The organism is Luteitalea pratensis (assembly GCF_001618865.1).
GTDB classification, from domain to species: domain Bacteria; phylum Acidobacteriota; class Vicinamibacteria; order Vicinamibacterales; family Vicinamibacteraceae; genus Luteitalea; species Luteitalea pratensis.
On sequence record NZ_CP015136.1, the window covers coordinates 5,017,206 to 5,039,856 of the forward strand.

Annotated in this window: 22 protein-coding genes; 2 read left to right on the plus strand and 20 right to left on the minus strand. The window is 69.3% G+C overall.

Annotated features, from left to right (window positions below):
* Positions 1–20: 20 nt before the first annotated feature.
* Positions 21–3,260, minus strand: a complete 3,240-nt coding sequence (locus LuPra_RS32160) for a hypothetical protein (protein ID WP_157899493.1) — start codon at positions 3,258–3,260, stop codon at positions 21–23.
* The gene (locus LuPra_RS21010; protein WP_234800489.1) at positions 3,260–3,841 is read right to left on the minus strand and encodes a ribonuclease HII; all 582 of its coding nucleotides are present in this window, start codon (positions 3,839–3,841) and stop codon (positions 3,260–3,262) included. The genes LuPra_RS32160 and LuPra_RS21010 overlap by 1 nt, the downstream gene beginning before the upstream one ends.
* 49 nt (positions 3,842–3,890) lie before the next feature.
* Here LuPra_RS21010 and LuPra_RS32600 point away from each other — a divergent pair, with 49 nt between their 5' ends.
* Positions 3,891–4,058 (plus strand): hypothetical protein, encoded by a 168-nt coding sequence (locus LuPra_RS32600; RefSeq protein ID WP_162271255.1) that lies wholly within the window; start codon positions 3,891–3,893, stop codon positions 4,056–4,058.
* 11 nt (positions 4,059–4,069) lie between these two features.
* Here the strand turns inward: LuPra_RS32600 and rplS are convergent, their stop codons facing one another.
* The 7 genes from rplS to LuPra_RS21045 form a co-directional block, all read right to left on the minus strand.
* Positions 4,070–4,429, minus strand: a complete 360-nt coding sequence (rplS, locus tag LuPra_RS21015) for a 50S ribosomal protein L19 (protein WP_110172563.1) — start codon at positions 4,427–4,429, stop codon at positions 4,070–4,072.
* A complete protein-coding gene (gene trmD / locus LuPra_RS21020) occupies positions 4,426–5,178 on the minus strand; it encodes a tRNA (guanosine(37)-N1)-methyltransferase TrmD (RefSeq protein ID WP_110172564.1) in 753 nt (250 codons plus the stop codon). Before trmD ends, rplS begins: the two co-directional genes overlap by 4 nt.
* A complete protein-coding gene (gene rimM, locus LuPra_RS21025) occupies positions 5,084–5,710 on the minus strand; it encodes a ribosome maturation factor RimM (RefSeq protein WP_110172565.1) in 627 nt (208 codons plus the stop codon). Before rimM ends, trmD begins: the two co-directional genes overlap by 95 nt.
* A 10-nt stretch (positions 5,711–5,720) precedes the next feature.
* On the minus strand, positions 5,721–5,975 hold the full coding sequence (locus LuPra_RS21030) for a KH domain-containing protein (RefSeq protein ID WP_110172566.1): 255 nt from the start codon (positions 5,973–5,975) through the stop codon (positions 5,721–5,723).
* Positions 5,976–6,251 (minus strand): 30S ribosomal protein S16, encoded by a 276-nt coding sequence (rpsP, locus tag LuPra_RS21035; protein WP_110172567.1) that lies wholly within the window; start codon positions 6,249–6,251, stop codon positions 5,976–5,978.
* A gap of 77 nt (positions 6,252–6,328) precedes the next feature.
* On the minus strand, positions 6,329–7,705 hold the full coding sequence (gene ffh, locus LuPra_RS21040; protein WP_237050656.1) for a signal recognition particle protein: 1,377 nt from the start codon (positions 7,703–7,705) through the stop codon (positions 6,329–6,331).
* A 187-nt stretch (positions 7,706–7,892) separates the two neighbouring features.
* Positions 7,893–10,400 carry a DUF5719 family protein gene (locus LuPra_RS21045; protein ID WP_157899494.1) on the minus strand — a complete coding sequence of 836 codons (2,508 nt, stop codon included), beginning with the start codon at positions 10,398–10,400 and terminating at the stop codon, positions 7,893–7,895.
* 137 nt (positions 10,401–10,537) lie between these two features.
* On the opposite strand from LuPra_RS21045, the gene LuPra_RS33970 reads away from it, so the two are divergent.
* Positions 10,538–10,672, plus strand: coding sequence for a hypothetical protein (locus LuPra_RS33970; RefSeq protein ID WP_257724468.1), 135 nt, complete (start codon positions 10,538–10,540; stop codon positions 10,670–10,672).
* A 33-nt stretch (positions 10,673–10,705) separates the two neighbouring features.
* Here LuPra_RS33970 and LuPra_RS21050 read toward each other — a convergent pair whose 3' ends face one another.
* The 11 genes from LuPra_RS21050 to LuPra_RS21100 all read right to left on the minus strand — a co-directional run bounded on the left by LuPra_RS21050 (position 10,706) and on the right by LuPra_RS21100 (position 22,650).
* Complete coding sequence (locus tag LuPra_RS21050; protein WP_110172570.1) at positions 10,706–11,953, minus strand: bifunctional 3,4-dihydroxy-2-butanone-4-phosphate synthase/GTP cyclohydrolase II; 1,248 nt, start codon at positions 11,951–11,953, stop codon at positions 10,706–10,708.
* A complete protein-coding gene (locus tag LuPra_RS21055; RefSeq protein WP_110172571.1) occupies positions 11,950–12,549 on the minus strand; it encodes a riboflavin synthase in 600 nt (199 codons plus the stop codon). The genes LuPra_RS21050 and LuPra_RS21055 overlap by 4 nt, the downstream gene beginning before the upstream one ends.
* Positions 12,530–13,633, minus strand: a complete 1,104-nt coding sequence (gene ribD / locus LuPra_RS21060) for a bifunctional diaminohydroxyphosphoribosylaminopyrimidine deaminase/5-amino-6-(5-phosphoribosylamino)uracil reductase RibD (protein WP_110172572.1) — start codon at positions 13,631–13,633, stop codon at positions 12,530–12,532. The genes LuPra_RS21055 and ribD overlap by 20 nt, the downstream gene beginning before the upstream one ends.
* The gene (gene ftsY, locus LuPra_RS21065) at positions 13,627–14,559 is read right to left on the minus strand and encodes a signal recognition particle-docking protein FtsY (RefSeq protein WP_110172573.1); all 933 of its coding nucleotides are present in this window, start codon (positions 14,557–14,559) and stop codon (positions 13,627–13,629) included. The genes ribD and ftsY overlap by 7 nt, the downstream gene beginning before the upstream one ends.
* A 132-nt stretch (positions 14,560–14,691) precedes the next feature.
* The gene (locus LuPra_RS21070) at positions 14,692–15,687 is read right to left on the minus strand and encodes an NAD(P)H-dependent glycerol-3-phosphate dehydrogenase (protein ID WP_234800490.1); all 996 of its coding nucleotides are present in this window, start codon (positions 15,685–15,687) and stop codon (positions 14,692–14,694) included.
* On the minus strand, positions 15,684–16,280 hold the full coding sequence (gene plsY, locus LuPra_RS21075) for a glycerol-3-phosphate 1-O-acyltransferase PlsY (protein WP_110172574.1): 597 nt from the start codon (positions 16,278–16,280) through the stop codon (positions 15,684–15,686). Before plsY ends, LuPra_RS21070 begins: the two co-directional genes overlap by 4 nt.
* Positions 16,277–17,560, minus strand: a complete 1,284-nt coding sequence (locus LuPra_RS21080; protein ID WP_157899496.1) for a competence/damage-inducible protein A — start codon at positions 17,558–17,560, stop codon at positions 16,277–16,279. Before LuPra_RS21080 ends, plsY begins: the two co-directional genes overlap by 4 nt.
* A complete protein-coding gene (locus tag LuPra_RS21085) occupies positions 17,557–18,027 on the minus strand; it encodes a phosphatidylglycerophosphatase A family protein (protein ID WP_157899497.1) in 471 nt (156 codons plus the stop codon). Before LuPra_RS21085 ends, LuPra_RS21080 begins: the two co-directional genes overlap by 4 nt.
* A 10-nt stretch (positions 18,028–18,037) precedes the next feature.
* Positions 18,038–18,901 (minus strand): RDD family protein, encoded by an 864-nt coding sequence (locus LuPra_RS21090; RefSeq protein ID WP_110172577.1) that lies wholly within the window; start codon positions 18,899–18,901, stop codon positions 18,038–18,040.
* Positions 18,902–18,924: 23 nt separating this feature from the next.
* Entirely contained in the window at positions 18,925–20,337 is a 1,413-nt protein-coding gene (locus tag LuPra_RS21095) for a sigma-54-dependent transcriptional regulator (RefSeq protein ID WP_110172578.1), read from the minus strand.
* 3 nt (positions 20,338–20,340) lie between these two features.
* Positions 20,341–22,650, minus strand: a complete 2,310-nt coding sequence (locus LuPra_RS21100; protein WP_110172579.1) for a sensor histidine kinase — start codon at positions 22,648–22,650, stop codon at positions 20,341–20,343.
* Position 22,651 lies beyond the last annotated feature (1 nt).

Genomic DNA, 22,651 nt, shown 5'->3' on the forward strand with positions numbered 1-22,651 from the left:
GCGACTGAACAGGGAAACGACTAGCCTCCGGCATCGACGCGCAGCAGCCGATCGAGCCGTGCGCGCGCATCACGATAGTCCTCGACCTGCGACAGCAGGTCCAGCAGCACGCCCAGGGCGCGATCGGACTCGCCGAGCGCCTCGAGCGACTCAGCCAGATCGTACAGCACCGCGCGCTTGACCGCAGCATCGGGGACGGGCGCCATCGCCGCCTGCTCGTACCACCCGACCGCATCGAGCATCTGGCTGCGAGACTTGTGCAGCTCGGCCAGGGCCAGCGTCGCGGCGAACCGCGACCGCGGCTCCAGCGACGCGCGCTCGAAGGCACGAGCCGCTTCGGAGACGAGTCCGGCCGCCAGGAACACGCGGCCAGCCGCAAGTTGCTGCTCGGCGACCATGCGATCGTCGGTGTGGCGCTGCATGTCGGCGAAGACGGCCTCGAGCTCCGCGGTTCCCGAGGCAGGATCATCGTCCGGAGACGATGCCGGCGGGTACTGGTTCAGCGTCGGGCCCTCGGCTTGTGGGGCGGGCGCGGCCGCCTGGGCAACTTCGACACGGTCAATGACCGCCGCATCCTCGGCGGTGTCGACAGGCATCACATCCGCAGAGGGCTCTTCCCGCTGGCGGACACGCGGCTCGGGCAGCACCGGGTCCCACTGCTTCAGCTCTTCGAGCAACTGGGTGAGGTCGACTTCTTCCTCGACCGGCAGCATCTCGGTGAGATCGTGCCGCCACTCGCCCGGCTCGGGGCGGCCATCCCCTGGGGGTGGCATGTCCGGCTCCTCGACATTGGCTGGCGACGTCGGCCCTGCGTCCGCGTCGACAGCCGGGTCCTCTGCGTGAGGCTCCGCAGCGGACGGGAGGACCGCGGGTTCCTCCGGCAGGTCCAGCGATGGCTCGGCGTCGCGAGAACGGTCACTCGCGCCTTGCACTGCCGGCGACGCCGCGAACAACCCGGTGCGCGCCGATGAATGGGCCCACCGGGCTGGCGTCGCGTCATCGTCGAAGAAGAAGTCGTCTGCCGGCGCGCGGCGCCGTGGCGCGTCGGCAGACGCGGGCACCGGCGATTCGCTGAGCCACGCCGCCGGCATCGAGAAAGACGGCTGCAGTGGAGCGTCATCGGCGTACAGCGGCTGCGCGCGCAGGTCACCGATGCGCAGCGGGGATGCGTCGGCAACCAGTGACGTGTCCGGTGCGGCGGCAACTGGAAGCTCCCGCAACGGCTCGGGCGTAGAGGTGCGCTCGACGACTTCGGGCACATCAGAGACTGTCGCCTGGACTGGAGCCGGTTCCGGCCCAGGTTCCGGCTCGCCCTCAGGCTCGGACTCGGGCTCGGGCTCGGACTCGCGCTCGGACTCGGGCTCGGACTCAGGCTCGGACTCAGGCTCGGACTCGGACTCGGACTCGGGCCCGGGCTCGGACTCGCGCTCAGCCTCCGGCTCGGGCTCGGGCTCAGCCTCCCGCTCGGACTCGGGCTCAGGCTCGGACTCGGACTCGGGCTCAGGCTCGGACTCGGACTCGGCGGCTGCGGACTCCACGGGCGCCGGGACTACGAGCGGCGCATCGACCGGCACGGCGCTGACGTCGGGATCCGGCACGGTGCTCGCGACATCAGCAACCGACGCATCCATGGGCGAGGAGGCGGTGATCGGCGCCGGGAACTGCTCCAGGTCGCGGCCGAGCAGATCGGACCAGTCAAACAGTGCCTCTGTATCGGACGTGGCAGGCCACGCTGCCGCGGCGGCCACGACCGGTTGCGGCACGTACGGTGCCGCCGTCGACGCGCCCAGGAGGTGATGGACGGCGTCGATGTCCGGCGCCTCGAACGGCTCGTCCGCCGCGGGCGGCGCGTCGGCGACGACGGGCCACGCAATCGCCGGCGCCGCGACCTCCGGAAGACTCTTGTCGTCGCCCTGCTCCGCTCTGTCACTCGGTGGCGTCAGCAGGTCCACGAGCACTCGGTGCGGATCGTCGACACCCTCGCGATCAAGGATGTCGAGCAGCAGTGCGCGCGAGGGCTCTGCCCCGGCATCGCGCACAAACACGTCCTCGGCCACCGCACGCGCTTCGGCCAGCCGATGCTCGGACCGATATGCGCCCGCGAGCGCTCGCTGGGCACGCGACAGCCCGGGCAGGCCGGCATCGACGCAGATCTCCACCCACTGCAGGTACAGCGCGGTCGTGAGCAGGCCGCGTGCCTCCGCCTGTTCGAGCGCGGCAACGGCGTACCCGGGCTGCCCCGCGACCACCCAGGCGCCGACCGCCGCGGCGAGTGCCGCACGGGCGGCGCCGGGCCGCCGGGCCGACAGCGCGTCGACCGGTCCGAACACGTGTGCCGGCAGTCCCCCGGCATGGACGCGATCCGCGATCAGGCGCTCGACATCGGCAGACCGGCCGCGCTGGTGTGCGAGATCCACGAGCGCGACCAACGCCGGATCCTCGGACGCGTCGAGCGTGACCGCGAGGCGCGAGGCCACGTCGAGGTCACCGCGATTGGTCGCGGCGTGCACGAGCCTGAGGCGCACCGCCACGTCGGCGGGGTCGGCCGCCAGCACCGCCTGCCAGGCCGCGTCAGCGTCACGATCGCCGCGGGCGTCGGCGTCTTCGGCCTCGCGGCGCAAGCGCGCCAGGCGTTCCGCGACGGACTCGGGAGCAGGGGCCACGGGTGCGTGAACCGTCACGCCTTCGGTCGCCGACGCTCCGGTGAGACGCGGCGGAAGTGACGGCAAGGGTGGCGGAACGATGGGCGGCACGATGGGCGCAGCAGCAGGCGCCTGCACCGGCGCATACGCCCGAGGGGTGGCAAGCGCCGCCGTCGGCACGACGGGCATGCCGTCGAGGCTCGCCAGTCGCTCACGGGCAGCAGCCGCGCCCGCGGCATCGCCTCGGCGCTGGCGAATCTCCGCCACGCGCTGGAACGCGAGGCGCGCGTCGGCCCGGAGCTTCAGTTGGAGCGAAACCTCACCGAGTTGCCACAGCGCGTGCTCGTCGGCCGACTCGAGCTTGAGCACCTTCTTGTACAGGGCGGCGGCTTTCGAGTGAAAGCCCTCGACGAAGAGGTGATCGGCCCAGCGCGCAAACTGCCGCGCGGCGCTCTCGCGCTGGCCGGCGCGCTCGAGCAGGTCGGCAAACTGCTTGACCAGTCCCCAGTCGACGGGCGCAAGGTGCGCGAGCTCCTGGTACTGCGCAATTGCCTCGTCCACCCGTCCCAGGCGGAGAGATCGTTCGGCCTGGCGGGTCAGTTCCTCGCGAATGCTCATCAGCAACCGATATCGTCGTCGTCGATCAGGAGGTCGAACAGGGTCGCGCGGCGGAAGCTGCGCCGGTGCGCGTCGCTCAACCCATGCTGCCGGATGGCGGCCAGGTGCTCGGCGGTGGCGTAGCCCTTGTGCCGGGCATAGCCGTACCGCGGATCCTCCTGGTCCATCGCCACCATCAGCCGATCCCGGGTCACCTTGGCGATGATCGAGGCGGCCGCGATGCAGGCGCACCGCTGGTCGCCTTTCACGAGGCCCTGGTGGGGCAACGAGAGGCCGGGGATGGCAAAACCGTCCGCAAGGACGTAATCGGCGGCAGGGACCAATCCCAACACCGCATCCAGCATGGCGGCCAGGGAGGCCCTGTGGATGTTGAGGGTGTCGATGTCGGCAACCGATCGCGAGACGACGCGCCAGGCGACCGCGCGGCGCACGATGCGGTCGTGCAGGCGGACGCGGGCGTCGGGCGTGAGGAGCTTGGAGTCACGCAGGCCGGCAATTGGCCTGTTTGGGTCGAGCACGACGGCGGCGGCCGTCACGGGACCGGCAAGACAGCCCCGCCCGACTTCATCGACGCCGGCCACGCACAGGTGACCGGCACGCCGGAGCGCGTTCTCGAGGTTGCGACGCGCAATGAGCCGCGACCGAGCGGGACCGGGTGCCATCGACGTGGCGCGTGGGATGCGCTGGCTCGGGCGAGGAGGGTCGGCGCCAACCGTCGACCTGAAGGTCGACGGCTACGACCCTGATGGGTACGTAGGCGCGGACCTTCAGGTCCGCGCACTGGCGGCGAGCCGCTAGCCCAGCGCCGCCTAGGCCTGCGGGGTGACCTTGCGGGTCGCTTCCTTCATGCGAGCCGCCTTGCCGCGGAGGGCGCGCAGGAAGTAGAGCTTGGCGCGGCGAACCTTCGCCGTGCGGATGACCTCGATCTTGTCGATGACCGGCGAGTGCAGCGGGAAGATGCGCTCCACGCCCTGGCCGAACGAGACCTTGCGAACGGTGATGGACGCGCGCGTGCTGCCGCGGTGCATGCCGATGATGAGGCCCTCGAACACCTGGATGCGCTCCTTGTCGCCCTCACGCACCTTGACGTGAACGCGGACGGTGTCGCCGGACTTGACGGCGGGGCGCTGGGTGAGCTGCGCGGCTTCGATGGTCTCGATCGGGGTCATGACTGTGCTCCGTTCCTCTCGCCAGCCGTCCACGCGGCCAGCCATTGTCGCTCTTCGTCGGTCAGCGCCTCGTCTGCCAGCAGGTCCGGTCGCCGTTCGTACGTGCGCCGCAGGGCCTGCTGGCGTCGCCAGCGGTCGATCTCGCCGTGGTGCCCCGACAACAGCACCGCAGGTACGTCCAGGCCGCGAAGACTCGCCGGCCGCGTGTAATGCGGGTGATCCAGCAACCCGCGCGTGAAGGAGTCACGAACCACCGACTCCGCATCTCCAACGACGCCGGGCACCAGACGGGCCACGGCATCCACGATCACGAGCGCGGGGAGTTCCCCACCCGAGAGCACGAAGTCACCGATGGACACCTCCTCGGTGACCAGGGCCGTGCTCACCCGCTCGTCCACCCCCTCGTACCGCCCACACAGCAGCACCAGGTGCGCGCGGCGGCTGTATTCCCCCGCCACCGCCTGCGTGAAGCGCCGCCCCTGGGGCGACGGCAACAACACCGCATCCGGCGTCCCCCGCGTGTCCCGGACATGCTCCACCGCCCGGAACATCGGCTCGGCCTTCAGCACCATGCCGGGCCCGCCGCCAAACGGCGTGTCGTCCACGACCTTGTGCCGGTCGGTCGTGAAGTCCCGCAGGTCGTGTACCTGCAGGTCAATCAGTCCGTTGCCCACCGCCCGCCCCAGGATCCCCTCCTGGAGGCCGGCCCGCACCATGGCGGGGAAGATGGTCACGATGTCGATGCGCACGCCGCTTCGGCCCCCTGGTGTTCAGGTCCAGCAGTCCCTCGGGCGGCCGCACCACGATCAGATCCGGGCGCAGCACCGGGCACATCGACGGCGTGAGCGGGATCTGGACTTCGTCGGTCCCGCGCTGCACCACCAGCATGCCCGACCCGCCCGTGGGCTCGACCCGCACCACGGTCCCCACCGATTCGCCCGCCTCGGTCTGCACCGGCGCGCCGACGTACTGGTACCAGTAGTACTCGCCCTCGGGCAGCGGCACGAGCGCCGACTCCGGGATCCGCAGTTCGCGCCCGAGTCCCTCGACGTCCTCGATGCGCTCGAGTCCCCGAAAGCCGACGAGCAATTTGCCGGCATGCACCCTCGATCGATCGATCTCGAGCGCGACCAGCGTCTCGTCGCGTCGCGCGAACAGCGCCGCGCCCTCGGCGAACCGCACTTCCGGGAAGTCGGTCTCGGGCGCGATCAGGACGTCGCCGCGCAACCCGTGCGGACGGGCGATGCGGCCCACCAGCACCATGTCTTCCCAGCGCTCCACGGTCGCCTCGTCAGCGACGCGGGCTGCCGTCGCGGAACTCGACCTGCACCTTGCGGCCGTCGCGTTCGGCGGTGGTCTGCGCCAGCGTGCGCAGCGCCTGCGCCGTGCGGCCCTGCCGCCCGATGAGTCGTCCCAGCTCACCCGGTGCCATGAAGACCTCGACCACGGAAATGCCGCGGTGTTCGCCTTCGGTCACCGTCACCTGCGAGGGGTCGTCAGCCAACGCGCGGGCCACGACCTGCACGAGTGCGCGGACGTCGCCCATCTACGCCGTCGCCGCAGGGGCGGCGGCCGCGACGACCGGCGGCACCGGGGCGCGCTTGACCAGCGTACGGACCGAGTCGGACGCCTTCGCGCCCACGCTCAGCCAGTACTGCAGGCGTTCACGGTCGACCACGAGGGTCTCGGGCGACTTGCGCGGGTTGTAGTGGCCGAGGATTTCCACGAACGCACCTTCACGCGCGTTGGCGGAATCAATCACCACGATGCGATAGAACGGGGACTTCTTGGCGCCCTGGCGGCGCAGCCGAATGGTAACCATCTGCTCTCTCTTCATGGCCGCGCTCGGAGAGCGGGCCCTACCTGCCGCAGCGCGTCCCGAGAACGCGCCCGAACGACCTACCGCAGCGTCCGCTGCGCCTGCATGGCGGCTTTCATCATGCCGAACTGCTTGCGCAGCTTGCCGCCTCCCTTGCCGCCCGCCAGCCCGCCCATCATCTTCATCATCTTCTTCATGTCGAGAAACTGCTTGATGAGACGATTGACTTCCTCCACCGACCGGCCGCTGCCGCGCGCGATGCGACGACGACGGCTGCCGTTGAGGAGCTGATGGTTGCGGCGTTCCCGGGGCGTCATCGACAGGATGATGGCCTCGACGTGGGCCATCTGCTTGTCGTCGATCTTCCCCTGCATCTGCTGCTTGATCTGCCCCATGCCGGGCAGCATCCCGAGGATGTTCTCGAGCGGCCCCATCCGCTTGATGGTCTGGAGCTGCTCACGGAAGTCCTCGAGCGTGAAATCGTTCTCGAGAATCTTCTTTTCCAGCTTCGCGGCGTCTTCCTGCGTGACGACCGACTCGGCCTTCTCGATGAGCGACAACACGTCGCCCATGCCCAGCACGCGCGACACGACGCGATCGGGGTGGAACGCCTCGAGATCCTCGAGTCGCTCGCCACTGCCCGTGAACGCGATCGGCACGCCGACCACCGACACCACCGACAGCGCCGCGCCACCGCGCGCATCGCCGTCCATCTTCGAGAGCACGACGCCGGTCACGCCGACGCGGCGGTTGAACTCGCCCGCGCTCTTGATCGCGTCCTGCCCGGTCATCGCGTCGGCGACGTACAGCTGATCGGTCGGCTGCACCGCCGCCTTGATCGCTTCGAGCTCCACCATCAGCTCGTCGTCGATGTGCAGACGGCCCGCGGTGTCGACGATGATCGTGTCGTACCCGAGCGTCCTTGCCTCCTGCATCGCGCCAGACGCGCGCGACACCGGATCGAGGTTACCCGCCGGGTCGTGCGCCCGCACGCCCGCCTGCTTCGCCACCAGGTTCAGCTGCTCGATCGCGGCCGGACGACGGACGTCCGTGGAGACCACGATCGGGTGCTTGCCCTGCTTCACCAACCACTTCGCCAGCTTGCCCGTGGTGGTCGTCTTGCCCGAGCCCTGCAGGCCGAGCATGAGGATCACGCGCGGTGTCGCCGACACCGGCGGCAGCCCGCCCTGCGTATCGCCGAACAGCGCCAGCATCTCGTCGCGGACGATGCGGACCACCTGCTGACCGGGGCTCAGGCTCTTGAGCACCTCAGCATCGACGGCGCGATCCCGCACCTTGTCGACAAACGCCTTGACGACCTTGAAATTGACGTCGGCCTCGAGCAGCGCCATGCGGATTTCCCGCAAGGCGATTTCGACCGTCTCCGGCGTCAGGCGCACCTCTCTCCCGAGGTTGGCAAAGACGTCCTGGAGGCGGTTGCTGAGCGAGTCGAACATCACACACGTCCACCCGGACCGCCCAGCGGCCCCGTGGCAAACCACGAGTCTAACACGGCTTACGGTTGGGGGAACGGGGAACGGGGAACGGGGAACGGGTGCCTGGTGCCGGGTGCGGCGCCAGCTCGACATTCCCGGCTTCCGGCATTCATGGCATTCCGGCATTCCGGCATTAATGCCTTGGTCCCTACGGCACAGGCGTGCCCAGGTACACGGTGCCGGTGCCGAGGCCCGACGAGTACGCCGCGCGCTCCACCACCACGGGCACCGCCGGCTTGCTACCCATCGGCAGGCTCTCGACAACGGCGCGGTAACGCGCGGCCGGCAGCAACGGGTTGTCCTGCGCCGGCCATGCCGTAACGCGACCGCTGGCTGGCAGGGCGTAGGTGCGGCTCCCCGCTCCCCCACCCGCTTCGCTGTAGTAGGTCACCAGTACCTGGCCGGGCTGGGAGGAAGCGTTGGCGATCAGCAGGAACGCGCTCTCGGGCATCTCGGCCACGGCCCATTGCGTGGCACCTGCCGTCGCGCCAATCTCCGTGTGCCCCTCGACCCAACCGGCCGAGGAGGGAGTCCGCCACCACATGGCGCGCTCGGCGACGATGGGAACGTCTGAGTTGACCACCGTCGAAAACGCCGTGTCGGCGAGCAGACGGTCTTCCTGATCGACCCACACGGTCACGCGCGACTCGGGCGGAATGGTCGCGACCCGCGTCACCGACTGGCCCTCTGGCAAACGGAACGTGATCTCGGCTTGCGCCTGGCCCTGCGAGGGATTGGCAAGCAGCAGGAAGGCGTCAAACAGCGGCCCGGTTGCGCCCTCGGCAAACAGCCAGCGGGTGGCTGGGGCCGGCGCACCCATGCTGGCGGTTCCACCCGCAAAGCCTCCCGGCCCCGCGAGGTACATCGCGCGTTCGGCCACGATGGGCCGCGACGACCGAATCCGTGCCGCCACCTCCGCGCTGCCAAGACCGTCGCCCTCTTGGTTGACCCAGACGGTACGACGCCCGCCGGCAACCACGTCGTATCGACGGGTCACCAGGCCGCCGGCCGCCTTCAGATAGTCCACCTCGACCGTGGCACGCGTCTCACCCGGATTGGCGAGCAGATAGAACAACTGGAACCCACCGATGGTCGCGCCTTCGGCGAAGTACCAGGTGGTGGATGGCGTCGCGCCGGATGTGCCATGCGCACCCGTTGCCACGGGGCTTCCCCACCGCGTGATCCGCTCGACGGCAACCGGCCAGGGGCTTTCGACGATCACCGAATACTGCCCCGTCCCCAGCTCCGCCGGGGGCCGTATCTCGAAGGGACCCGATTCGGGCCAGAACGGCGGCTGGTAGGGTCGCGACAGGCGCCGCCCGTTGTCGCCCAGGTAGGTGATGACCGGCGGTGCGGCGATGCCCTGCCCATTCAATCGTGGCCGGAACAGGTGCAGGACCGTGTCGAAGTAGGTGCTCGTCACGCCCTCGGCAAAGGTGCGCTGGTAACGGCCGAATGGATGCGAGCGCAGCCGGAACTCGTCGGCGTTGATGACGCCATCGCCATCGTCGTCGGCAGCGACGTCGTCAGGGTCGCTCGAATCGAGGCCGAATGCCTCCTCCCACGGGTCGTACAGGCCGTCCGCATCGCCGTCGAGATCGACGAGCGCGGTTTCGCCGTGCTGCAGGTTGCCAAGGCCGATCCGGCCGGTGGCTGACAGGCCGACGAGGCAACAGACACGAGGGTTGGCCGGCATCGGAAACCGGGGCGTCGAGAACAGCGGCGACTGCAAACGCACATCGAAGACATCAGCGGCAGCACCCGGCGGCAAGAAGCCGCCCTTGATGTACGCGCCGTCGTCGGTGATGACCGGCCTCGTGCTTACGGCGAGGAATCCTGACGCCAGGACACGTTCCGCAGCCACATCGAACACCACGCTCTTGACTCCAATCGACGCGATCTGGCTTCCGGATCCGGTCATCGCGAGCGTGTTCGACGCTGACGTGCGTATCTGCGTGTACTGCCGTCGCACCAGCGTCGCCCTGTCGAATGTTTCGACCGTGGACTCACCGCCGCTCACGACGGCATATGCGATGCGGTCGCCAGGTGCGGTCAGCGCCACCGACGCCGGACAGATCCGATCCGTCGTCGGGCATGCCTGGCCGATTGCCACGGGCGGCTGTCCCACGGTGCCAACGAGCACGGCGTTGTTGGCGCCAATCCAGCCAAACGTCGATCCATCTCGACTCATGACCGGCTGCGCGAAAGGGTCGAACGCGTTGTCGCGGATCACGTGCCGCGTGCCGGTCTGCAGATCGTATCGAGCCAGGAAATCCTGGTGTTCCCCGTTGACTCCCGGCAGCCAGCGTACACCGACGTAGGCGATGTAGCGGCCGTCCTCGGAGAGCGACAGCAGCGTGATGATGCCCTGGCCATACGTCTCTGGCGCGCCCAGGAGCACAAGCCGAGGGACGCGCTTCCAGCTGTTGGTGTCGAGGCTGTACACGTACAGGTCGGGCGCCTGATCGACGTCTTCGGGTACGAACCGATTGTCGACCACAGCGGCGATGATGCGGCCCGAGGGACTGAGGATCGGATCGCGGAGGGGCGGGTGGGTGACGAGGATTCGTTCGGCCGTCGCCTGCCCGGGGAACAGCCCGATCACCACGACGACACGCGCGAGGACACCCGCAAGCATATGCGCACGCTTTTGCATGCGCGAAAGTCTACCCGAAGGAGTGCGCAGCCTGTAGCCTGGGCCTGCAGGACGAGGGGACGCCGGGCTGGGACAGCCCAAGCGCGAGATGTCGCTGCGCGTTTCCATCGGCGCCAGTCGCGGCCGGGATCCCGCAGGTGATCACGCCGCTCGATGCCTTGAGCCTCGCCGTGCCGCTCGGCACGTTGCCAATGGCCGCGGCACTCGCTGCCGTCGTCCCCGCCTGGCGCGCGGCGCGCGTCGATCCCGTAATCGCCCTGCGTCACGAGTGATCGACGTTCGGCGTTCGGCGTTCAGCGTTCGCCCTAGACGCCCTTGAGGGTGTGACCCAGCTTGTTCTTTTTCGTCTTGAGGTACTTCAACGTGTGCTCGCCCGCGGGGATCTCGAGTGGAACACTGGTCGTCACGGAGAGCCCGTACCCATCGAGGCCGACGAACTTGCGTGGGTTGTTGGTGAGCAGCCGCATCGAGCGCACCCCGATGTCGCGCAGGATCTGCGCGCCGATGCCGTAGTCGCGCTGATCGGCCTTGAAACCGAGCTGCTCGTTGGCCTCGACCGTGTCGAGCCCCTGGTCCTGGAGCGCGTACGCACGAATCTTGTTCGCGAGACCGATGCCCCGGCCTTCCTGATTCAGATAGAGGAGCACGCCGCGTCCCTCGGCGGCGATGCGCCGCATGGCGGTCTGGAGTTGCGGGCCGCAATCGCAGCGTGCCGAGTGGAACACGTCGCCCGTGAGGCACTTGGAGTGCACGCGCACCATGACGTCGGTGCCATCGCCGATCTCGCCACGGACCAGTGCGACGTGTGTCTCGCCGTCCACCGGACTGTCGAAGGCGTGTACGGTGAAGTCACCGAACTCGGTCGGCAGCCTGGCCGTCGCCACCTCGTGCACCAGCCGCTCGTTGCGCATGCGATACCGCACCAGGTCCGCGATGGTGATCATCAGCAGTCCGTGCTTGCGTGCGAACTTGCCGAGATCGGGCACGCGCGCCATGGTGCCGTCGGGGCGCATGATCTCGCAGATGGCGCCGGCCGGCGCCAGGCCCGCGGCGCGCGCCAGGTCGACAGCGGCTTCGGTGTGGCCGGTCCGCACCAGGACGCCGCCGGACCGCGCCCGCAGCGGGAACACGTGCCCCGGACGGGCAAGGTCGTCGGGCCGCGTGACAGGATCGATGGCGGCGCGGATGGTGGCCGCACGATCGGGCGCCGAGATGCCCGTGGACGTCGACTTCTTGGCCTCGATGCCCACGCACATGGCGGTGCCGGTCCGGGAGGAGTTCAGTTGGACCTGCAGCGGAATCTCGAGGGCGTCGAGCCGTTCGGGTGTCATCGCCAGGCAGATCAACCCGCGACCGTGCGTGGCCATGAAGTTGATGCTCGCGGGCGTCACCAGTTCGGCCGCCATCGTGAGATCGCCCTCGTTCTCGCGATCCTCGTCGTCGACGACGATGAGCATCTTGCCGGCCTTGAATGCCTGGATGGCGTCCTCGACGGTCGCGAACGGCCCACGTCTGGCCGACGAGCCCTTGGCGATGCGGATGGTGGTGGTCATGCGCGCACGGTACCCAGCGACAGGCCGCGCAAGATGTACTTGCCGACCATGTCGCATTCGAGGTTCACGATGGCCCCTGGCTGCGCGTGACACAGCGTCGTGGCCGTCCAGGTATGCGGAACGATCTGGACGTCGAAGGTCGAACTCGAGAGCGAGGCCACGGTCAGGCTGATGCCGTCGACCGCCACCGAGCCCTTCTCGATGAAGTATGCGGCCAGCCCCGGTGGGAAGGAAATCCGCATCCGGTAGAACTCGCCCTCCGGGATCACGGCTTCGATGCGCCCGGTGCCGTCCACGTGCCCCTGCACGAAGTGGCCGCCGAGTCGACTGCCGACGGCCAGCGGCCGCTCGAGGTTCACGGACGCGCCCTCGACCAGGGTGCCGAGCGCGGTCACGCGGAGCGTCTCGGGCGAGACGTCGGCGCTCCAGGCGCCGTCGCCGATCGCCACGACGGTGAGGCACACGCCACTCGTGGCCACGCTGTCGCCAAGGGCCAGCTCGGCCGCGAGCGCGGTCCCGATGGTGAGGCGCTGGCCGCCGGCCACGGGGGCCAGCGCGAGCACGGTGCCGGTGGCTTCAATCAGTCCCGTAAACATCTGCTTCCATGAGGATATCGCGCCCGAGCGGCACCGTTCGCGGGGTCCACCCGTTCAGCCAGGCCGGTACGTCCCAGCGTACGGCACCGGGCCCGAACGCGCAGTCGCTCACGAGCTCGCTGACACGATCGACCACGCCGGCCGCCCAGCACGCGGCCTGCAACGTCGGCCCGCCCTCGATCAGGAGCGAGTGCACACCACGCGCCACCAGGGCCCCAAGCGCACCGGAGATGGTGCCATCGGTCGCCTGCACGACGACCCCGCGGCCGCGCAGGCCTGCCGCCGCGGCGCCGTCTGCGTGCAAACCATCGGCGATCACGATGACCGGTCCCGCATCCAGGCTCCCGACGAGCCGGGACGAGGGCGACAGCGACACCTGCCGATCGAACACCACGCGCAGCAACGGGCGATGACGGTACACGTCACGGGCCGTGAGGAGTGGGTCGTCGATGCGCGCCGTTGCCGCCCCGATGGCAATCGCGTCCACCCGTCCACGCACTCGTTGCGTCCACCGGGCCGCTTCGGGGCCGCTGATCGTCGTGCGCTCCCCGCGTCGCGCCGCCACCGCGCCATCGAGGCTCATTGCGACCTTCAGGTGCACCCACGGGCGTCCGAGTTCCACGGCGCGAAAGAACGGCGCGTTCTGCCGGCGCGCGTCGCGGCGGCCGACGCCGGTGGCCACCTCGATGCCACGCTCGCGGAGGTAGGCGAAGCCGCGGCCGGACACCTCGGGAAACGGGTCACCCGTGGCCACGACCACACGGCGAACGCCTGCTTCCGCCACGGCGACGCAACACGGGCCCGTTCGCCCGGTGTGGCCACAGGGCTCGAGCGTGCAGTACAGCGTCGCACCCGCCGCAAGCGCCCCGGCGGCCTGCAAGGCCACGACCTCCGCATGTGGTCCGCCGGCCACCTGGTGATGCCCCGCGCCGACGACGACACCTTCGTCGCTCACGATGACCGCCCCGACCACCGGGTTCGGGGTTGTCGCGGCGCGGCCGCGCTCGGCATGCCAGAGCGCGCGGGCCATGAATCGGGCGTCCTGAGGTTCGAGAACGCCGTCGACGTGACGCAGGTCTACCACGCGTCTTCGAAGAGCGCGTCGACGTACTCACGAGGATTGAACGGGACGAGATCGTCGATCTGCTCGCCGGTGCCCACGTACCGGATCGGCAACCGCAGGTCCTGGGCAATCGCGACCGCGACGCCTCCCTTGGCGGTGCCATCGAGTTTCGTGAGGATGATGCCGTTGACACCCGACACCTTCATGAACTCGCGGGCCTGCGCCACGCCGTTCTGCCCCACCGTGGCGTCCAGGACGAGCAGCACCTCGTGTGGCGCGCCCTCGACCTCGCGTGCCGCGACACGCTTGATTTTGTCGAGTTCCTTCATGAGGTTCACACGCGTGTGCAGGCGCCCTGCCGTGTCCACCAGCACAGGATCGAGCTGACGCGCCTTCGCGGACTGGATGGCGTCGAAGACGACGGCAGCCGGATCCGAATTGGGCTGCGCGCGCACGAAGCCGACGTCGGCCCGGCGGGTCCAGATCTCGAGCTGCTCCACGGCCGCGGCCCGGAACGTGTCGGCTGCACACACCAACGGCTTCTGGCCTTCCTGCTTCAGCAGGTTCGCCAGCTTGCCAATCGACGTTGTCTTGCCGGTGCCGTTGACCCCGACGATCAACACGACCCGCGGGTGAGCCCCGGTGACCGGCGGCGGCGCTGCCCCCTGGAGGATCGACAGGATCTCCTCGCGTACGAGCGGCAGCAGGTCATCACCTCGACGCGCCTTGCGGCGTACCGACTCGACGATGCGGTCGGTCGCGGCGACGCCAACGTCGCAGGTAATCAGCGCCTCCTCGAGTGCGTCGGCCGATTCGATGCGCCGCGTCCGGGTGCCGACAGTCGCGGTGCCGCCACTGGCTGCAGGCGCAGCGCTCTCCTCGAACGCCCCGAAGAGCTGGTCCTTCGTCTTCTGCAGGCTGGACTTCAGGCGGTCGAAGAAGCTCACTCAGCGAGTGTAGCAATTTCAAAATTGCACGATTTCACAATTTCATCAGCCACCGCCGCGCTCCGCTGTGCCGGCCAAGCCGCTGCAATTCTGAACTTCTGAACTTCTGCAATTCTGCAATGCTGCAATTCCCTAATGCCGCTCATGCTTCTGGGGGCGCAGCATGAGGGCCTCGGTGGCGGCCATCGGGTGAGTGCGGCCCGTGAGGACGCTGGCCATCTGCTCCGCGATGGGTAATTCCACGCCCGCGGCCGCGCCAAGCGCGAGGATGCCCTCGGCGGTGTTGACGCCTTCGGCCACCATGCGCATGCCGGCGAGAATCTCCGCGAGGGCTCGTCCTTGGCCCAACTCGACGCCGAGGTGGTGGTTACGGCTGGCGGCGCCCGTGCACGTCAGCACCAGGTCGCCCAGGCCACTCAGGCCGGCCAGCGTCTCGTGCCGGCCGCCCATCGCCACGGCGAGGCGCGTCATCTCCGCGAGCCCTCGCGTGACCAGGCCAGCCAGCGCATTGTGCCCCAGGCCCAACCCTTCGACTACGCCGGCGGCGATCGCGATGACGTTCTTGTACGCGCCCCCGATCTCGACGCCGACCACGTCGTCGGTCGCGTAGAGCCGGAAGCGCTTGCCGCGCAAGTCCTTCAGGACGCGGGCGCTCGCCGCCGCGTCGGTGGCTGCCGCAACCATCGCGGTGGGCAGTTCTCGCGCCACTTCGTGAGCGAAGCTCGGCCCGGAGAGAACGACGATCGGACAGCCCGCCGGAAGTTCTTCGCCCAGCACCTGCGACATGCGCGTCCACGTGACCCGCTCGAGCCCCTTGGTCGCGCTCACGATCACGGTGCCGGTCCGCACGGCATGGGCGCTCGGGCGCAACATGTCGCGCGTGCCATGCGAGGGCACCGCCCACACGATCATCGACGCCGACGCAACGGCGGCCGCGATGTCATCGGTCGGATGCACGTTGTCCGGCAACCGAAGTTCGGGCAGGTAATCGGCGTTCTCGCGTGCCTGGCACATGCGTGCGGCGAGAGCCGGGTCGCGCGCACACAGGTGCACGTCATGGCCGACGCGCGCGAGATGCATCGCCAGCGCCGTGCCCCACGAACCCGCACCGACGACCGTCGTGATCACAAGCGTTGCCCCAGGCGCAGCTCGACCCCGAGCCAGAGGCGCCGCATGTTGGTGCGGTGGCGGAACGCCACGAACGCCGACGCGACACTGGCGCCGACGACAACGGCCGGCGAGCCGGCAAACCAGGCGGTCAGCGGCGGCAACGCCACCATCGCCCCGATCGATCCCACCGAGACGACACGCGATACCGCGATCAGCACCACGAACACTGCTGCAGACACGGCGGTCGCGGCAGGTGCAAGCAGCGCGAACACGCCAGCCGTGGTCGCCATGCCCTTACCGCCGCGGAAGCCGAGCCACGGCGGATAGGCATGGCCAGCGATGGCAGCCAGTCCCGCACAAATGGCGACCGTCGACTGCCGGGTGATCGCCTCGGCGAGCCAGACGGCCAGGCTGCCCTTGGTCGCGTCGAGCGCAAGGACGGTGACGGCCGTCGCCGGTGACGAGACGCGCAACACATTGGCGGCGCCGACATTGCCGGAGCCGACCCTGCGCAGATCGATGCCGCTACGTCGCGTCAGCAGGTAGGGAAACGGGATGGATCCGAGAACGAACCCCGCTGCCACGACAAGGACCGACGCCCCGCCGATCATCGAGCCAGCCCCACCGGGTCGTGGCCCGTGAGCGCGAGTCGCAGCATGTCGAGCGCCGCGGAGACCGACTGGTGGCGCACGACGACACGATCGCCAACGAAGTGAGCGTGCCGGCAGGCGACGATCGACGGCGTGTGCAGGGCGATGAACACCGTCCCGACCGGCTTGGCGTCTGTGCCGCCGTCCGGCCCCGCGATGCCGGTGATGCCAACGCCCACTTGCGTGCCGCATCGGTCACGAACGCCGGCAGCCAGCGCCAAGGCCACTGGCTCGCTCACGGCTCCGTGCTCGGCGATGAGGGCTGCAGGCACGTCAGCCAGGACCGTCTTCAAAGCGTTGCTGTAGGTGATCACACCGCCGTCGACCCATGCCGAACTGCCAGGCACGTCGGTCAGTCGCGCACTCAGCAGGCCGCCCGTGCAGGACTCGGCGACCGAGACGCGCCACCCCGCGGCGCGGAGCAAGTGACCCGCGAGGTCCTCCAGGGATTCGTCGGTGGTCGTGTAGACCGACGGCCCAAGCGCCGTTGCTGCCTCGGCAATCGCCCGCGACAAGGCCGCCGCCGCCGCCGCGGGGTCCGCGGTTCGTACGAACAGGTGCAGTTCGATGCGCCCGAGCAGCGCGAGTATCGTCGCCTCGACCGGCAGCGCGGCGGCCCGCCACGTCGCATACAGCGGCTGCAGCGTCGCTTCCACCGACGACTCGCTCCGGCCCGCCACCTTGAGGCCACGGCTGTAAGTGCGCTGCTCCCCGGCCCGGGCCCCGAGCACACCCGCGACGAGGCGATCAAGCATCGGCGTCATCTCGCGCGGCGGCCCTGGCAGCAGCGCGATCGCTTGCGGCCCCAGATCGATCCACTGGCCGGGCGCGGTTCCGTTGGGATTGTCGAGGCGGACCGCGCCATCGATCACCATGGCCTGCCGCCTGTTGATCTCCGGCATTGCGAGCGCCCGCTTCGCGAACCGCTCCGTGATGCGCGCCATCTGCTCGGCATCCTCGTGCATCTCGCGCCCGATCGCCGCCGCCACGGCCTGCCGTGTGAGGTCGTCGTCGGTGGGCCCCAACCCGCCGGTGATGAGGACCACGTCGGCGCGTTGCAGGGCCGTGCGCACGGCGATCTCGACGTGCCCGAGATGGTCGCTGACGACGCTGCGCGCGATCACGTCGATACCGAGCGTGGCAAGGCGGTCGGCGATCACGCCGGAGTTCGTGTCGACGCGGCCCAGCGCGAGCATCTCGCTCCCGACGGCGATCGTCTCGGCGCGGGCAAACGGCCTCACGCGAGCATCCATGCCGGCGCCACCCACGCCAGCAACCGCACGCAGGCGTACGCGTACAGGGCGGCCATGAGGTCGTCGCACATCACGCCCCATCCACCCGGTAATGCCTCGAGACGATTGCAGGGAGGTGGCTTGATCACGTCGAAGATGCGGAACAGCACGAACCCGACGAAGGCCCCGGTGACCGACACCGGCAGCAATGCCAGCGTCACCAGCATGCCGAGCACCTCGTCGATCACGACGGGACCGGGATCGATGTGGCCGAAGTGCGCCTCCGCAGCCGTCGCCGCCCACACGCCCGCGAAGAAGACAGCGACGATGGCGGCGACCTCCACAGCCGGCTGCCCGGTCGCGCGAACGGCGGCAAACACCACCAGGCCCGCGAGCGAGCCGAACGTGCCGGGGGCGAACGGCACGTAGCCGACACCGAGGGCCGTGGCCACGGCCACCGACAGACGAGCATTCACGAGTGACTCCTCAGGCAGCGGGCACGACTCGGGTGCCTGCCAGGCGGTCGTGCGCGCCACGGCGCTCGGGGTCCATGAACACGGGCAGCAACCCGAGTCCGGCGGGAATGGCGCAAAGCAGGAGCGCGACGCTCCGTAACACCGCGTGTCCGAACGGCACGCGGCCGTGATCGCCGTAGACGACGCGGACCCCGCTCAACATCTTGCCGATCGTCTGCCCGGATGCGGCGGTGAAGGTCACCAGGTACGCCGTGTCGAGCAGGAACACGAAGCCGGCCAGCGGTACCACCGGCAACAGCCGCCACTCGTCCAGCGAGACACCAGCGACACGCAGCGTGAGCCAGAACACCAGCAGATTGATGCTGCCGAGGACGAACGCGTCGATGATGCCCGCCTTCAGCCGCGGGCCGATCGGATCGGAGACCTCGGCGACCGGGGGCGCGGGCTCGGGCACGATCGCTGCCATGTCCGGCGTGGTCGGCTCCTCGGACCATTCGAAGGCCGCTGACGTCGCTCGAGAGTCCGTGACGTCGGCAGGCACGTCGACACGGGCCGGCGGCCGCGTGATGTCGACCTTGCGACGCACCGACAGCGGCGGTCCCGCGGGCGGAATCATCACCGGCGGAGGCTCGGGCGCCGGTGAGTCCTCGAAGAGAGGCAGGTCGAGCGGGCCGCCCTCGGCGGGCGGCATCGCGTCCATCACCCCCGGTCGACGCCGGCGTGAGGGTTCCCACGCGCGCGGCTCGTGCGTCGGGTCGATCGCGACAGTGGGTTCCACTTCGCGCGGCGCGGTGGCAAGCGAGAAGTCGTAGCCGCAATTGCGACAGCGCTGCACGTCGTCATAACTGAGGTAACTGCACTTGGGACACCGCATCGGTCAATCCGCCAGGGAGGTGGTCATGGGCCGGTCGGCACTTCCACCGCCACCGGGCCCTCGCGCGGCTCGCGGCGCGCCGGCACGATGCCGAAGGCCTTCATCTTGCGATAGAGATTGCTGCGCTCGACGCCGAGCACTTCGGCGGTGCGCGAAATGTTGCCCTGCTGGGTCGCCAGCGTGCGCACGATGTAGTCACGCTCGAAGCGTTCGCGCGCCTCGTGGAGCGGCAGCGACGGGCCATTGGCCGGTTCGGCCAGGCCCTCGACGACGTGTCCGCCCTGCAGGAACGAGAGATGGGGCGGCTCGACGACCTCGCCGGGCACCATGATCAGCAGCCGTTCGACAACGTTGCGGAGTTCACGCACGTTGCCCGGCCACGGGTACCGGCGCATCACGTCCATCGCGTCGGGATCGATCTGCCGGGGCCGTCGGCCGTGTTCGCGCGACGTCTCCTGCATGAAGTGGGCAATCAGCCTCGGGATGTCTTCTTCGCGCTCGCGCAGCGGCGGCACGAAGATGGGAATCACGTTGAGGCGAAAGAACAGGTCCTCGCGAAAACGTCCGGCGCGGATCTCCGCGGTCAGGTCCTTGTTGGTCGCCGCGAGCACGCGGACGTCGACGCGCACGCTGTCGTGTCCGCCGACCGGATCGACCACCTGCTCCTGCAGCACGCGCAGCACCTTGGCCTGCGTCTTCAGGCTCATGTCGGCGACCTCGTCGAGGAAGATCGTGCCCTCGTCGGCGAGTTCGAAGCGCCCGCGCCGGTCCGAGACGGCGCCGGTGAACGCCCCACGCACGTGCCCGAACAACTCGCTCTCGATCAGCTCCTCGGGGATCGCCGCGCAGTTCACTTCCACGAAGGGCCCGCTGCGTCGCCGGCTCAAGGCGTGGATGCTGCGGGCGACCAGTTCCTTGCCGGTGCCGTTCTCGCCGAAGATCAGCACGCGGCCGTTGGTCGGCGCCGCCATCGCGATCTGCTCGCGCAGCGATCGCATGACGTAGCTCTCCCCCACCATCACGAAGCGGCGGTCGACATGCTCGCGCAGGGCGCGGTTCTCCGCCTCGAGCTGCCGCTGCCGCAACGCATTGCGCACGACGTGCAGGGTCTTGTCGATCGAGAGCGGCTTCTCGACGAAATCGAACGCGCCCATCTTCACCGCGCGCACCGCCGACTCGATGTTGCCGTGCCCCGAGATGACCACCACCGCCGCGTCGACATGGCGGTCGCGCAGCCGCGACAGCGTCAACAGCCCGTCGATGCCCGGCAGCCAGACGTCGAGCAGGATCACGTCGAAGTGCCGTCCGGGAGCGATCTGAAGGCAGGCCTCGCCCGACGGCACGGTCTCCACCTCGAACCCTTCGTCGCGCAGCACGCCCGAGAGGGCCGATCGCACACCGGGTTCATCGTCGACGATGAGGATGCTCGGTCGCATGGGCTAGGCCGGGAGCTCCATCGTGAACGCCGCCCCGTGCGGGACGCGATCGGAGGCCTCGATCGTGCCTCCGTGCTCGACGACGATCCGGCGCACGATCGCCAGGCCCAGCCCGCTGTCGCGACCCTTCGTGGAGTAGTACGGCAGGAACAGCTTGCTGCGATCGGCATCGCCGAGCCCGGGGCCGTCGTCGGCGACGGCGAGACGCGCGACCCGATGCGCCTCGTCCCACGTCGTCTGGACGCTGATCGTGCCGGCCGCACTCGCGGGCACGCCGCCATGTGCGGACGCCAGTGCTTCGACCGCGTTGTCCACGAGGTTGATGACGACGCGCTTGAACTGCTCCGGGTCGACGCGGACGACCGGCATGGCGGGATCGTACTCCCTCGCCACGGTCAGGCGTGGCAGGCCGGTGTAGAGCGCCAGTGCTTCGTCGAGCAGGCCGTGCAGATCCGAGGGCACGGCCTTGGGCGCCGGCATCCGCGCGAACTGCGAGAACTCGTCGACCAGCCCCTTGAGCGACTCCACGGCCCCGATGATGTTCGTCGAACATTCGTCGACGAGTTCGCGCGTGGTCGGCGTGGCGGCCATGAAATGCCGCCGGATGCGTTCGGCACTCAGCTGGATCGGGGTCAGCGGGTTCTTGATTTCGTGTGCGAGGCGCCGGGCCACGTCGCGCCACGCCGAGACGCGCTGGGCGCGGATGAGGGGCGTGACGTCATCGAACACCAGGACCGTCCCCTCGGAACTGCCCTCGTCGCGCAGCGGCGTCGCCGCCACGGCCAGGTGCAGGTCGCGGCCGTCCCGGACGAGCGCGATCTCGTGTCCCGCCGTACCGCCGCGGGTGCGCGCCGCGGCCTGGGGAATCGTCAGCAGCGGCCGGAGATCAGCACGTGAGAAGACCTCCTCGAACGACTGCCCCAGCGACGTCTGGTCGAGGCCGAGCAACCGCGCCGCGGCGCTGTTCATGGTGTTGATCCGGCCGCGCGCGTCGAGCGAGATGACACCTGTCGCGATGCGTTTCAGGATGGTCTCGATGTACCGGCTGCGACCTTCGACCTCGCGGCTCTTGCGCTGCACCTCGGCGCGCGACTGCTCCAGTTCGCCGGCCATGGCGTTGAACGCCTCCACGAGCTGCCCGAACTCGTCGGCCGTTTCCGGTTCGATCCGGTAGTCGAAGTTGCCCTGCCCGATTTCACGCGCGCCCGCGGCGAGCAGCCCGATCGGCCTCGTGATCCGCTTGGCGGTATAGAGCCCGAGCCAGGTCGCGCTCACCAGGATGAACAGCGTCATCATCAGGAAGAACGACAGGTAGACGCCCTCGATCGGCCGGCGCAGCACGCGCAGTTGCTGGTAGCCCTCGTACGCTTCGACGATACGGCGACTGTGCTGCGCCAGGCTGCCCGACAGGTGCTCACTGACAATGACCACGCCGACCGGCTCCATCGCGTCGGGCTGCCGCACGAGTGACGCCGTGCGAATCAGTTCGCCGCCGCTACCGAGGGGCTCGATCACCCGCGTATCGGCACTGCCGGCCGCCACACGCGCGGCGAGCCGATCGGCCGAGGCGCGTGGCACGTCGCGCGGCACAGTGGGCGAGGCGACGTCGAACAACGGCATCACTTCGAGCGGATTGGTGCCCTGGAGGATGCGATACACCTCGACGAGCGTGGACCGTCCCGAGGCGACTTCGGGAGAGACGCGCGCCCGGATGGTTTCGACATCGCCGCGCTCGATACCTGCGGTAGAGAGCAGGCGGGCCAGGCGCACCGACTGGCGACTGGTCTGCACCTGGGTGTCCTGGTAGTAGTCGCTGGCGATCTCGCGGGCGGCGGCGAGCACGTCGTCGATCGGTGGCGCGAACCAGCGGCTCGCGCTGTTGCGAATCAGTTCGCTGCCGACAATCAACACGAGCACGGCGGGGACGAGCGCGAGGCCGAGCATCGCCGCCACGAGCTTGGCGCGGAACCGTGCGAACGGCAGCGCCCGACGACGCTCGACCAGCAACTTGATGACGTTGCGTGCGAGCACGAAGCCGAGCGCCCCCAGCATCGTGAGGTCCACGGCAACCAGCGCGTAGAGGACGACCTCGCTGAGCAGGGCCGGCGACAGCCCCGTCGAACGATCGGCGAGCGTGACGAGCGCGACGAGCGCGCCGACCAGCAGGCCGATGGCCAGCAGCACGAAGATCGGATTGTCGCGAAGGGGCCGCTGTGGCGGTTGCGGCGGAGCGGGCACGCGCGTAACGGGCGCCCCAGGCGCCGGCGGCGCCGCGGCCGCGACGGACGTCTCGGTCAGGTTGAGGATGGCCACG